At 62.2% G+C, this 13,658-nt stretch carries 9 protein-coding genes; 3 read left to right on the forward strand and 6 right to left on the reverse strand.

Features of this window, described 5'->3' with window-relative positions:
• The first annotated feature begins 2 nt into the window (after window positions 1-2).
• Window positions 3-1,301, forward strand: a complete 1,299-nt coding sequence (locus tag D0T21_RS15630; protein WP_116990521.1) for a M20/M25/M40 family metallo-hydrolase — start codon at window positions 3-5, stop codon at window positions 1,299-1,301.
• Window positions 1,302-1,327: 26 nt separating this feature from the next.
• Here the strand turns inward: D0T21_RS15630 and D0T21_RS15635 are convergent, their stop codons facing one another.
• From D0T21_RS15635 to aceE, 6 genes are all read right to left on the reverse strand, one after another.
• Window positions 1,328-3,091, reverse strand: a complete 1,764-nt coding sequence (locus D0T21_RS15635; protein WP_147328112.1) for a hypothetical protein — start codon at window positions 3,089-3,091, stop codon at window positions 1,328-1,330.
• Window positions 3,092-3,338: 247 nt separating this feature from the next.
• Complete coding sequence (locus tag D0T21_RS15640; RefSeq protein WP_229211489.1) at window positions 3,339-3,740, reverse strand: SRPBCC family protein; 402 nt, start codon at window positions 3,738-3,740, stop codon at window positions 3,339-3,341.
• A 125-nt stretch (window positions 3,741-3,865) separates the two neighbouring features.
• Entirely contained in the window at window positions 3,866-4,252 is a 387-nt protein-coding gene (locus D0T21_RS15645; protein ID WP_116990524.1) for a hypothetical protein, read from the reverse strand.
• 56 nt (window positions 4,253-4,308) lie between these two features.
• Complete coding sequence (gene lpdA, locus D0T21_RS15650) at window positions 4,309-6,093, reverse strand: dihydrolipoyl dehydrogenase (RefSeq protein ID WP_116990525.1); 1,785 nt, start codon at window positions 6,091-6,093, stop codon at window positions 4,309-4,311.
• Between the two features lie 9 nt (window positions 6,094-6,102).
• Window positions 6,103-7,761 (reverse strand): dihydrolipoyllysine-residue acetyltransferase, encoded by a 1,659-nt coding sequence (gene aceF, locus D0T21_RS15655; protein ID WP_116990526.1) that lies wholly within the window; start codon window positions 7,759-7,761, stop codon window positions 6,103-6,105.
• A 19-nt stretch (window positions 7,762-7,780) separates the two neighbouring features.
• A complete protein-coding gene (gene aceE, locus D0T21_RS15660) occupies window positions 7,781-10,471 on the reverse strand; it encodes a pyruvate dehydrogenase (acetyl-transferring), homodimeric type (RefSeq protein ID WP_116990527.1) in 2,691 nt (896 codons plus the stop codon).
• 237 nt (window positions 10,472-10,708) lie between these two features.
• Here aceE and folD point away from each other — a divergent pair, with 237 nt between their 5' ends.
• Window positions 10,709-11,554 (forward strand): bifunctional methylenetetrahydrofolate dehydrogenase/methenyltetrahydrofolate cyclohydrolase FolD, encoded by an 846-nt coding sequence (gene folD / locus D0T21_RS15665; RefSeq protein ID WP_116990528.1) that lies wholly within the window; start codon window positions 10,709-10,711, stop codon window positions 11,552-11,554.
• Between the two features lie 30 nt (window positions 11,555-11,584).
• Window positions 11,585-13,657: a M3 family metallopeptidase gene (locus D0T21_RS15670; RefSeq protein WP_116990529.1), complete on the forward strand. Its 2,073-nt coding sequence runs from the start codon at window positions 11,585-11,587 to the stop codon at window positions 13,655-13,657.
• Window position 13,658: the final 1 nt, after the last annotated feature.

A 13,658-nucleotide genomic window follows, 5' to 3' on the forward strand; every position in this document is an offset into this window, starting at 1 on the left:
ACATGGCATTGAAACCGATCGCGTTCGCAGCACTGGTGTTGGCAATGAGTAGCGCAGGCGCCGCGGCGCTGTCGCCCGTCGAGCAAAAGATCGTCGACGAGGTCAAGGCGCATTCGGAGCAAGGCTTGCAGTTGCTGGAGCGTTCGGTGAACATCAACAGCGGCACCATGAACCATGAGGGTGTGCGCGAAGTCGGCAAGCTGTTTCGCGAGCAGTTCGACCAGCTGGGTTTCACCACCCGCTGGATCGACATGCCGCCCGCCGTCAAGCGCGCCGGCCACCTGCTCGCCACGCGCGAGGGCAAGCAAGGCAAGCGCCTGCTGCTGATCGGCCATCTGGATACCGTGTTTGAAAAAGACAGCCCGGTGCAGTTGTGGAAGCGCGATGGCGCCCGCGTGCGCGGCCAGGGCGTCAACGACATGAAGGGCGGCGACGTGATTATCGTCGAAGCGCTGCGCGCCTTGCAGCGTGTGGGTGCGCTCGATAACACCACAATCACCGTGATGTTCAGCGGCGACGAGGAGAACGCCGGCGATCCAGTCGATATCTCGCGCGCCGACATGGTCGCCGCCGCCAAGCGCAGCGACATCGCGCTGGCCTTCGAAGCCACGGTACGCGACAAGAGCGGCAAGGACACCGGCACCATCGGCCGCCGTGCCTCGTCGTCGTGGGATCTGGAAGTCAAAGGCAAGCAAGGCCACTCCAGCGGCATCTTCACCGAGAGCGCCGGTTATGGCGCCGTGTACGAAGCGGCGCGCATCGTCGACGGTTTCCGCCAGCAGGTGATCGAGCCTGACCTGACGTTCAGCCCGGGATTGATATTAGGCGGCACCGATGCCAGCGTCGACGCTACCGGATCAAAAGGCCTGGCCGCCGGCAAAGGCAACGTGATCGCTCGCACCGCAACGGTCCACGGCGACCTGCGCTACCTGAGCTACGAACAGCGCGACCGCGCGCACGCGAAGATGAAAGCCATCGTCGCGCAGAACCTGCCGGGCACCAGCGCCAGCATCAGCTTCCACGAATCGTATCCGCCGATGTCGCCGACCGCCGGCAACCTGGCCGTGCTGAAGACCTACTCGCAAGCCAGCAGCGACGCCGGCCTCGGCGAGATCCCTGCCCTGCCGCCAGGCCAGCGCGGCGCCGGCGACGTGCAGTTCGTCGCCCCGCTGCTCGACAGCCTGGACGGCCTGGGCGCCACCGGCAACGGCGCGCATTCGCCGGACGAAGACCTGGAAATCGCCTCCATCGAACGCGCTACCATCCGCACCGCGATTCTGCTGTACCGGCTCACGCGATAAGGTCCCACAAGACCCAGAATTTGCGGCTATTTCTTGGTCGGCAGCACAAAAAAGTTTTTCTCGGACACCGGGTCGGCCAGGCGCATGGACTCCAGATACTTGCGCGTGTTCTCGACACCGGCGTTGTATTCCACAGTTCGCATCAGGTCGTCGCCGGCCACCGTCCATTCCTTGAACGGGGCCGCAGCATCGGGCTCGCGCCGCATCTCCGCCAACAATTCGATGTAGCCAACACCTTTGGCAAGCCGGGCTTGCCAGGTGTGCGCCCAGGCGGCCTGCTCGGGGTCGAGCGCACTGTGGGCCAGCAGCGTCAGCGCGTTATCCGCCTCAGCCACTCTGCCGGAATAAGCAAACGCCAGCGCCGCCGCACGCGCGTGGGTGTTGACCTCGTGCGCGTTGCGCCAGGCCGCGATGGCAGCCTCCAGCGTCGCGGCGTCCGGCTTGTCGCCCGTAGCCAGCCGTGCCTGGTAGAGCGCGTAGGCCACCTCGGCCGAGTCAGGATCGAGACTGCGCGCACGCGTCAGGTTGCCAATCGCCGCTTGCAGATACGATGCTTCCTTGCGCTGCGCGGACAACCGCAAATTGGCCGTGCCGAGCAAGTAGAACGCCTCGGCGCCGGCGCCATCCTTGCGGACCGCCTCGTTCAGATAAGGCAGCGCGTCTTCCGCCTTGCCCCAGTCGACCTGCGCCCGGCTCAGGGTGAGCCAGGCGGCATCATTGTTCGGCATACCGCCAGCGTGCTGGCTAAGCGCCGCCAGCACCGACGCGCCGCGCTGCTGGCCGGGGCAGGATTTCAGCGCCGCGTCGGCCAGCAAAAAATCGGTGACGGCGTCGGGAAGGCTGGTGAAGTCGATGCGGGCTGACGGCAGCGACGGCACCTCGAACTGCCTGACCTCGACACCCTTGCCACGGTAGCGCCACATCGCCGTGTCCAGCTCAGACAACTTTTGGCCGAAGGAGGCTGCATAGGCTACACCGACCGGGACGTCCAGATGAACCTGGTTCAGGTACCGGTCGCGCTGGCCAACACTGTCGTCGGACGACAGTATGTAGTGGGTGAGCAGCCAGGATTTGGCGAGGTACTCCAGCCGCACCGCCGGCTCTGCGGTAACGCCAGTGTCGTTGGGCGCGGCGGGCGCCAGGATGTCCTGGTAGGATAGCTGGCGACCATGGCCGTTATCGAGGAAGTAGATGTAGCGCGCCACGCTGGCTGGCACACGTCCCAGCGACATTTGCTTGCCGGCGAAACGCACGGTGGAAAAATACTGCGCATAGCCGTCGATGTAGTTGGCCGGCATGCGGATGTCGGTGTAACGGTAAAGAAAATGCCGCGCATAGGCTTCGAAAATATAGGTCTGGCTGTTGTTGAGCGCATGCTTGGCCAACTGTTCCGGGCGCAAACCGGCGATGCCCTCCAGGTGCACCGCATAGCCCTGCACACCGTGGCCGCAGCTGTTGTACAGGCCGATCGCCTCGGGCGGCGCATCGGCGACGGCGTCGTTGAAACTGCCAGGACGGTCGTGATAGTAGAGCGTGATCTTGTTCCGGGCGGTGGCGGCGATCTGGTAGTCCCTGGTCTGGATGCGCAGTACGTGATCCAGCTTTTCCAGGTTGTCCAGCAGCTGGCGCAAGGCGTCATCGCTGGTGTTGGAAAAGACGATAAAGTGCTGGCTCTCGGCCTTCATCCATGGCGATGCCTTCTTCTGCCCCGTCACCGTCACACTTTGCTGCGCACGGGCGAAGGCGGGCCACATCAAAGCCAGCAGCGCCATCTTTTTCAAGTTACTCATCAGAATCCCGATCTCCACTTTGCGCCCGGCAGCGAAGTCAAAGAGGACGTCAGCCGGCTGCGTCAGGTAAATCGTTAGTCTGAGGACAACACCACCGCTTTGCAATTCTAAAAATCACCAAGATATGTATGATATTAATCAAGCAACTGAACCGGACCACCAAACCTCTCAGCCACGCAGCGCGTTCAGCGCAATCAACGCCAAGGAACTGCCCCCATTCTCGCGAATTCCTTGCAGCCCCCACCCATCAGCGTGCCTCGACGGTGCGCTTCATCGCATCCAGCCCCTGCTCTATCATGGTGGCGACGGCGGGCGCCATGCTGTCGGGCAGCAGGTCGGCGATCCACACCAGCCGGCTGCCGTGCGCACCTTCGCCGAAGACCTGCGCGGAGGCGTTGTGATGGCTCAGCCGTCCGCCCGCCGCCGACCAGACCACGCGGTGGTCTTCATCGCTGACGGTGACGATCACTTCCCGCACCGTCATGCCGTTGGCAAAGGTCACCATGCGCGCCGCGCCGTCCGGCTCCAATTTGCAATCGGTGACGAAGCCCTTCACCAGCCGAGTATGCAACGCGCCCACGTCGCGTAGCGCATCCCACAGCTGCTCAGGTGGGACACCAATGTCGATTTCCTTGCGTATCGATGCCATATCGTTCTCCATCATGCGGCGAGCCTTGGACCTTCCAGGGCGACGTCATAAGTGTAGCCCCCTAAGTAGAAACTCGTCGCGAGCTTCGGGAACTGCCCCCATTCTCGCTCTGAGGCGCCGAGACTTTAGCCGACCAACGCGCCCATCGCCAAGGCGGCAAGCAGGCCGAGTGCGGCGATCAATCCATAGGCGATTAGTGCCAGCATGGCGGCGCCTTTGGCTGCCAATGGCTCGCCACCGGCCGTGCGTGCACGCGAGGCCAGATACCACGCGCCGATGCCGACCTGGATCACCATGCCGGCGACGATCGACACCACCAGAGGAATCGCATTGCCTGACAGGCGGTTGAGCAGCGTGCCGGCCCCCAGCACCGTCAACAAAATCAGGCTGAAGATACAGGCGTCCCGCCAGCTCAGGAGCGCGCGCTTGTACAGGAAGGCCGCGAGCTTGACGAGGCTGGTGTACAGCGCGATCGACAACAGCAGCGGAATGAACGACAGTATTGAAGACATCTTGAAAGCCTATAAAAAAACCGGGAACAAGTCCCGGTTTTGTGATGCTACGTTGCTTAGCGCTTGCGTGGCGGAGGCAGGTCGGTGCAGACGCCTTCGTACACTTCGGCGGCCATGCCGATCGACTCGCCCAAGGTCGGGTGCGGATGGATCGTCTTACCGATGTCGGTACCGTCGCAACCCATCTCGATCGCCAGCGCGATCTCGCCGATCATGTCGCCGGCGTGCGTGCCGACGATGGTGCCGCCGATGATGCGGTGCGTTTCAGCGTCGAACAGCAGCTTGGTGAAGCCCTCGGCGCGGCCGTTGGCCACGGCGCGGCCGCTCGCTGCCCAAGGGAAGTGGCCCTTCTCGACCTTGATGCCCTTGGCTTTCGCTTCGTCTTCGGTGATGCCGGCCCATGCCACTTCCGGATCGGTGTAGGCCACCGATGGAATCACCTTCACATCGAAGTGCGACTTCTGGCCCGCTGCGGCTTCCGCCGCCACGTGGCCTTCGTGCACCGCCTTGTGCGCCAGCATAGGCTGGCCCACCAGGTCGCCGATGGCGAAGATGTTCGGCACGTTGGTGCGCATCTGGCTGTCGACCGGGATGAAGCCGCGATCGGACACGATCACGCCAGCCTTGTCGGCGGCGATCTTCTTGCCGTTCGGGCTGCGGCCCACTGCGACCAGCACCAGATCGTAGACCTGCGGAGCTGGCGCTGCGGCGCCGGCTTCCGCCGCTTCGAAGGTGACTTTGATCCCTTCCGGCAGCGCTTCAACGCCGACCGTTTTGGTCTTGGTCATGATGTTGTCGAAGCGCTTCTCGTTGAACTTCTGCCAGACCTTGACCGCATCGCGGTCGGCGCCTTGCATCAAGCCGTCCATCATTTCGACCACATCGATGCGCGCGCCGAAGGTCGAGTACACGGTGGCCATTTCCAGGCCGATGATGCCGCCGCCGATGACCAGCATGCGTTTCGGGATCTGGCGCAGTTCCAGCGCGCCGGTCGAATCGACGATGCGTGGATCTTCCGGCACGAACGGCAGCTTCACCACGGCCGAACCGGCAGCGATGATGGCCTGCTTGAACTGCACCACTTTCTTGGTGCCGTCGCCGGCCGTAACTTCGATGTGGTTCGCGCTCAGGAACTGGCCGACACCGGTGACGACTTGCGTCTTGCGGGCTTTGGCCATGCCGGCCAGACCGCCGGTCATGTTCTTGATGACGCCTTCCTTGTACTTGCGTACCTGGTCGATGTCGATGGTCGGCTTGGCGAAGGTAACGCCGGTGTTGGACATGTGCGAGGTTTCGTCGATCACCGATGCCACGTGCAGCAGCGCTTTCGACGGGATGCAACCGACGTTCAGGCACACGCCGCCCAGCGTTTCGTAACGCTCGACGATCACGGTGTTCATGCCCAGGTCTGCAGCCCGGAACGCGGCGGAGTAACCGCCAGGACCGCCGCCCAGTACCATCATGTCGCAGTCGATGTCGACCTGGCCGGCGTAGCTGCCACCGGCTGGTGCGGCGATCGGCGCGGCTGGCGCAGATGCTGCGGCCGGAGCCGGAGCTGCAGCAGCAGGCGCCGGCGCGGCGACAGGAGCAGCGGCGGCGGCACCAGCGGCGGCTTCCACCACCAGCATCAGCGAGCCTTCCTTGACCTTGTCGCCAACCTTGACCTTGATTTCCTTGACCACGCCAGCGTGCGATGATGGGACCTCCATGCTGGCCTTGTCCGATTCAACGGTGATCAGCGACTGGTCGGCCTTGATCGTATCGCCAACCTTGACCATCACCTCGATCACTTCAACTTCTGCGAAGTCGCCGATGTTCGGCACTTTCACTTCTGTGCTCATAGTCGCTCCTTACAGCAGAATTTTGCGCATGTCGCCGAGCACTTCGCTCAGGTACACGGAGAAGCGAGCACCCATCGCGCCGTCGACCACGCGGTGGTCGTAGGACAGCGAGGTACCCATCATCAGGCGAGGCTGGAATGCCTTGCCGTCCCACACCGGCTTGATCGATGCCTTGGACAAGCCAAGGATCGCCACTTCCGGCGCGTTGACGATAGGCGTGAAGTGCGTGCCACCGATGCCGCCCAGCGACGAGATGGTGAAGCTGGCGCCCTGCATGTCGGTCGGTTTCAGCTTGCCTTCGCGCGCTTGCAGCGACAGCTCAGTCATTTCGCGAGCGATCTGCGAGACCGATTTCTGGTCCGCGCCTTTGATCACAGGTACCACCAGGCCGTTCGGCGTGTCGGCCGCGAAGCCGATGTTGTAGTACTGCTTGAGGATCAGGTTTTCACCCTTCTCATCCAGCGACGCGTTAAACGCCGGGAATTTCTTCAGCGCGGCGACCGATGCCTTGATGACGAAGGCCAGCATGGTCAGCTTGGCGGCATCCTTGTTCTTGGCGTTGGCGTTGTTGGTCTCGACGCGGAACGCTTCCAGGTCGGTGATGTCGGCATCGTCGAACTGCGTGACGTGCGGGATCATGACCCAGTTGCGGTGCAGGTTAGGACCACTGATTTTCTTGATGCGCGACAGTGGCAGCAGTTCGGTAGGACCGAATTTGCTGAAGTCGATCACCGGCCATGGCAGCACGCTCATGCCGCCGTTGCCGCCGGCTGGAGCCGAAGCGCCGGCAGGTGCAGCGGTGGTGCCAGCCATCACGCCCTTGACGTAGTTCTGCACGTCCAGCTGGTTGATGCGGCCTTTAGGACCGGAGCCAGGCACTTTACCCAGATCCACGCCCAGTTCGCGGGCGAACTTGCGGATCGACGGCGATGCGTGCGCCAGCTTGCCGGTTTGGACCGAGCCTTGCGACGCGGCCGCAACGGCGGCAGGAGCAGCAGGCGCCGGCGAAGGAGCAGCGGCGGCGGCTGGCGCGGCGGCAGGAGCAGCAGCGGCAGGTGCGGCCGCCGGGGCGGCAGCGCCACCCGTAGCTTCAACCACCAGCACCACCGAACCCATGGCAACCTTGTCGCCAACCTTGATCTTCACTTCCTTCACCACACCAGCGTGCGACGAAGGGATTTCCATGCTGGCCTTGTCCGATTCAACGGTCAGCAGCGACTGATCGACCTTGATCGTGTCGCCAACCTTGACCATCACTTCGATGACTTCAACTTCCTTGAAGTCGCCGATGTCCGGCACCTTGACGTCGACCGGACCGGCCGAAACGGCAGGAGCCGGTGCAGGTGCGGCGGCAGCGGCAGGCGCCGGTGCTGGAGCCGCAGCGGCTGGTGCAGGTGCGGCTCCAGCTGCAGGAGCTGCGGCGCCAGCGCCATCAGCTTCCAGCAACAGCAACAACGAACCCATAGCCACCTTATCGCCGACCTTGACCTTGATTTCCTTGACCACGCCAGCGGCGGACGAAGGAATCTCCATGCTGGCCTTATCCGATTCAACGGTAATCAGCGACTGGTCTACTTTAATCGTATCGCCTACTTTGATCATCAACTCGATGATTTCAACTTCCTTGAAATCACCGATATCCGGGACTTTAACTTCCACAATGCTCATAGCGTCTGCTCCGTTCTAATTATTGGGTCACCGGATTTGGCTTGTTGGCGTTCAGGCCGTACTTGACGACTGCCTGCTCCACCACCTTCGCGTCGATCTTGCCTTCTTCCGCCAGCGATTTCAGCGCAGCGACCGTGATGTAGTAACGGTTCACTTCGAAGAATTCACGCAGCGCGGCGCGGGTGTCCGAACGGCCGAAACCATCGGTGCCCAGCACGCGGTAGGTGCGGTCTTTAGGAATGAAGGCGCGGATCTGTTCAGCAAACGCACGCATGTAATCGGTCGTCGCGACGATAGGGCCGCTCGTGTCCTTCAGCAGCTGCGCCACGTACGGCACGCGTTGTTCCTTGGTCGGGTTGACCAGGTTCCAGCGCTCTGCGTCCTGGCCGTCGCGGGCCACCAGCGTCAGCGACGGAGCGGACCACACGTCGGCGGCGATGTTCCAGTCGTTCTTCAGCAGTTCGGCCGCGAAGATCGATTCGCGCAGGATGGTGCCGGAGCCGATCAGCTGCACGCGCTGCTTGGCTTTCTTGTCGCCTTCCTGCAGCAGGTACATGCCCTTCAGGATGCCCTCTTCCTGGCCAGGCTTGATGCCTGGGTGCGGGTAGTTCTCGTTCATGATGGTGATGTAGTAGAACACATCTTCCTGATTTTCCACCATGCGGCGCAGACCATCCTGAACGATCACGGCGATTTCGTGACCGAAGGTCGGATCGTAAGGCATGCAGTTCGGTACAGCCGCTGCGAACAGATGGCTATGGCCGTCTTCGTGCTGCAGGCCTTCGCCGTTCAGCGTCGTGCGGCCGGCGGTGCCGCCCATCAGGAAGCCACGGGCGCGCATGTCGGCGGCGGCCCATACCAGGTCGCCGATACGCTGCATGCCGAACATCGAGTAGTACGTGTAGAACGGGATCATCACGCGGTTGTTGGTCGAGTACGAGGTCGCCGCGGCGATCCACGAGCTCATACCACCGGCTTCGTTGATACCCTCTTGCAGGATCTGGCCGGCCTTGTCTTCGCGGTAGTACATGACCTGGTCTTTATCGACCGGCTCATACAACTGGCCTTGCTGGTTGAAGATACCAACCTGGCGGAACAGGCCTTCCATACCGAAGGTACGCGACTCATCGACCAGCACCGGCACGATACGCTGGCCCAGGCTAGGATCTTTCAGCAGCGTGGTCAGGATACGTACGAAGGTCTGGGTGCTCGATACTTCACGGCCTTCGGCGGTCGCATCCAGCACGTTCTGGAAGGCGCTCAGTGGCGGCACAACCAGCTTCTCGTCGGCTTGCATGCGGCGGGCAGGCAGGTAGCCGCCCAGCGCGGCGCGGCGCTCGTGCAGGTACTTGATTTCCGGCGCGTCGTCGGCAGGTTTGTAGAACGGGATGTCGGCCAGCTGGTCGTCCGGAATAGGGATCGAGTAGCGGTCGCGCATTTCGCGCACGGCTTCGTCGGTCAGCTTCTTGGTGTTGTGCGCGGTGTTGCGTGCTTCGCCGTGCTTGCCCATGCCGAAGCCCTTGATGGTTTTCACCAGCAGGACGGTCGGTTGGCCTTTGTGTTCCTGTGCGACCTTGAAAGCGGCGTAGATCTTGTGCGGATCGTGGCCGCCACGGGTCAGGCGCCAGATGTCGTCGTCGGTCATGTTGGCGACCATCTCCAGCAGCTTAGGGTGCTTGCCGAAGAAGTGCTTGCGCACGTAGGCGCCGTCTTTGGCCTTGTAGTTCTGGTATTCGCCGTCGATGGTTTCCATCATCACTTTGCGCAGGATGCCGTCTTTGTCCTGCTTCAGCAGCGCGTCCCAACCCGGGCCCCAGATGACTTTGACGACGTTCCAGCCGGCGCCGCGGAAGTCCGCTTCCAGCTCTTGAATGATCTTGCCGTTGCCGCGCACCGGACCGTCCAGGCGTTGCAGGTTGCAGTTGACGACGATGACCAGGTTGTCCAGGTTCTCGCGCGCGGCCATGCCGATTGCGCCCAGCGATTCCGGTTCGTCCATCTCGCCGTCGCCGCAGAATGCCCAGACTTTACGGTCGGTGGTGTCGGCGATCGAGCGCGCGTGCAGGTACTTCAGGAAGCGCGCCTGGTAGATCGCCATCAACGGGCCCAGGCCCATCGACACGGTCGGGAACTGCCAGAAGTTCGGCATCAGTTTCGGGTGCGGATACGAGGACAGGCCCTTGCCGTCGACTTCGCGACGGTAATGGGTCAGCTGCTCTTCGCTCAGGCGGCCTTCGAGGAAGGCGCGGGCGTACACGCCTGGCGAGGAGTGGCCCTGGATGTACAGCAGGTCGCCGCCGTGGTTTTCGCTCGGCGCTTTCCAGAAGTGGTTGAAGCCGATGCCCAGCATGTTGGCCAGCGAGGCGAACGAGGACAGGTGGCCACCGAGGTCGCCGTCGACGCGGTTGGCCTTGACGACCATCGCCATGGCGTTCCAGCGCATCCACGAGCGCAGCTTCTCTTCGTATTCCAGGTTGCCTGGGCAATGGGTTTCGAGGTGGGCGGGGATGGTGTTGACGTAAGCGGTATTGGCGGAGAACGGAATGTCCGAGCCGCTTTGGCGGGCCAGGTCGATCAGGCGTTCCATCAGGTAGTGAGCACGTTCAGGGCCCTCTTGTTCCAGCACTGCAGCCAGTGCGTCCAACCATTCTTTGGTTTCTTGCGAATCAGGGTCGGTGTTTGCCGTTACCTGGTCAAGTTGAGCTGACATGTATTAAGTCTCCTGAGTTTGAGTGCTGAACTAACGCTGATTATTTACCAATACTTCAATGCCGTGTGCGATTCTAACAGCACTTTTCCTCTTTTTCAAATTACGATACGTCATTTCGTATTGTGAAATAACCCTATGGGAACCTTGTGCACCGCAGCATGACTAAACCGCCGGAAACGAGGCGGAGTGCGCGCTGCGGCTTTATAATCCTGCTTTCCTCTCCAACCTGGTTAAATCATGCCTGCTCAACTGATCGACGGAATCGCCCTCTCCCAAAAACTGCGCGCGGAAATTGCTGCACGTGCTGCCGCCCTCGCCGCCCAAGGCAAACAGCCCGGCCTGGCCGTGATCATCGTCGGCGACGACCCGGCCAGCCACGTGTACGTGCGCAACAAGGTCAAGGCTTGTGAGGACGCCGGTTTCTATTCGTTGAAGGACCAATACCCTGCCGACCTGAGCGAAGCCGCGCTGCTGGAGCGCATCGCCGCGCTGAACGCCGATCCGGCCATCCACGGCATCCTGGTGCAAATGCCGCTGCCTAAGCACATCGACCCGCACAAGGTCATCGAAGCGATCTCCACCAAGAAAGACGTGGACGGCTACTCGGTGCTGAGCGCCGGCGAACTGATGGCCGGCCTGGACGGTTTCCGTCCTTGCACGCCGTATGGCTGCATGAAGCTGATCGAAAGCACCGGCGTCAACCTGCGCGGCAAGCACGCGGTGGTCATCGGCCGCAGCAACACCGTCGGCAAGCCGATGGCGCTGCTGCTCTTGCAAGCCAACGCCACCGTCACCATCTGTCATAGTGCGACGCCGGACCTGGGCCTGTACACCCGCCAGGCCGACATCGTTGTGGCCGCAACCGGCCGCCGCAATACGCTGACCGCTGATATGGTGAAGCCGGGCGCGATCGTCATCGACGTCGGCATCAACCGTGACGAAGCGGGCAAGCTGTGCGGCGACGTCGATTTCGCCGGCATCAAGGAAGTGGCATCGCACATCACGCCGGTACCAGGCGGCGTGGGCCCGATGACCATCACCATGCTGCTGATGAACACCGTCGAAGCGGCCGAGCGTACTTAATACAACCGTATCGAACTTATTGGACTCAAGATGACTGATCAAAATCCCCTGCTGGACTTTAGCGGCCTGCCGCGTTTCGATGCGATCAAGCCCGAGCACGTCACCCCGGCCATAGCCTCCCTGCTGGCCAAGAGCCGCGCCGTGGTCGAGCAACTGGAAGCGCCGTCCGAGCAAGTGACGTGGGATAACTTCGTCACCCCGCTGGAAAACGCCACCGAGCTGCTGGGCCGCGCATGGGGCATCGTCAGCCATCTGAACAATGTGGTCGATACGCCCGAACTGCGCGCCACCTACAACGACAATCAACCGAAAGTGACCGAGTTCTGGACCGCGCTGGCCCAGAACGAGGCGCTGTTCGGCAAGTACAAGGCGCTGCGCGCGTCGGCCGGCTTCGACAGCCTGTCGCCGGCCCGCAAGCGCATCATCGACAACGCCGTGCGCGATTTCCGCATGGGCGGCGCCGAACTGCCTGCCGATAAAAAAGAACGCTTTGCCGACATCCAGGAAGAACACGCGTCGGTCTCGACCCGCTTCTCCGAAAACGTGCTCGACGCCACCAACGACTACAAGCTGCTGGTGGCCGACGAAGCCGACCTGGCCGGCCTGCCCGCCGACGTGAAAGCCGCCGCGCGCGCCGCCGCCGAAAAGGAAAACAAGCAAGGCTACGAATTCTCGCTGCACTTCCCGTCCTACTTCCCCATCCTGCAATTCGCCGACAAGCGCGAACTGCGCGAGACCATCTACCGCGCCAACGCCACCAAGGCTTCCGAGCAGGGCGATGTGTTCAGCAAGAAGGAAGACTGGGACAACACGCGAAACATCGTCACGCTGCTGAAGCTGCGTGACGAGGAAGCCAAGCTGCTGGGCTACAAGAACTTCGCCGAGGTATCGTTGGTGCCGAAGATGGCGCAATCGCCGGACCAGGTGATCGCCTTCCTGGAAGACTTGGCCAAGCGCGCCCGTCCGTTCGCCGAGCAGGACCTGGCCGAACTGAAAAAATTCGCGCAGGAAGAACTGGGCATCGCCGAGCTGAAAGCCTGGGACATCCCTTACGCTTCCGAAAAACTGCAAGAACGCCGCTACGCCTTCTCGGCGCAGGAAGTGAAGCAGTACTTCCCTGAACACAAAGTGGTCGACGGCTTGTTCCGCCTGATCCAGAACCTGTTCACGGTCGAGATCAAGCCGGACGATGCGCCGGTATGGCACAAGGACGTGCGCTTCTTCCGCATCGAACGTAACGGCAAGCTGATCGGCCAGTTCTACCTGGACCTGTACGCGCGCGCCGGCAAGAGCGGCGGCGCCTGGATGGACGACGCCCGCGGTCGCCGTGCCGAGGAAGAGAAAGTACAAACCCCGGTCGCCTACCTGACCTGCAACTTCACCGAGCCTGCAGTGGTCGATGGCGTCGCACAGCCGTCGCTGTTCACGCACGATGAAGTGATCACGCTGTTCCACGAATTCGGCCACGGCCTGCACCACATGCTGACCCAGGTCGATGAGCTGGGCGTATCCGGCATCTCCGGCGTGGAATGGGATGCGGTGGAACTGCCGTCGCAATTCATGGAGAACTTCTGCTGGGAATGGGAAGTGCTGGAACACATGACCTCGCACGTCAGCACCGGCGAACCGTTGCCGCGCGCGCTGTACGACAAGATGCTGGCCGCGAAGAATTTCCAGTCCGGCCTGCAGACCTTGCGCCAGGTGGAATTCTCGCTGCTGGACATGCACCTGCACTACGACTACGACGCCAGCACCGGCAAGACCGTGCAGCAACTGATCGATGAAGTGCGCGCCAAATTCGCGCTGATCATTCCGCCTGCGTTCAACCGTTTCCAGAACTCCTTCGGCCACATCTTCTCCGGCGGCTATGCGGCGGGCTACTACAGCTACAAGTGGGCCGAGGTGCTGTCCGCCGACGCCTACGCCGCGTTCGAAGAAGCCAAGGCACTGGGACCGGAAGCCACTACCGCGACCGGCAAGCGCTACCTGCAGGAGATCCTGTCGGTAGGCGGCTCGCGCCCCGCACTGGAATCGTTCACGGCCTTCCGTGGCCGCGAGCCCAGCATCGACGCGCTGCTGCGTCACAGCGGCATGGCGGCCTGAT

Origin of the sequence: Duganella sp. BJB476 (assembly GCF_003416895.1) — a bacterium.
Taxonomy (GTDB): domain Bacteria; phylum Pseudomonadota; class Gammaproteobacteria; order Burkholderiales; family Burkholderiaceae_D; genus Rugamonas.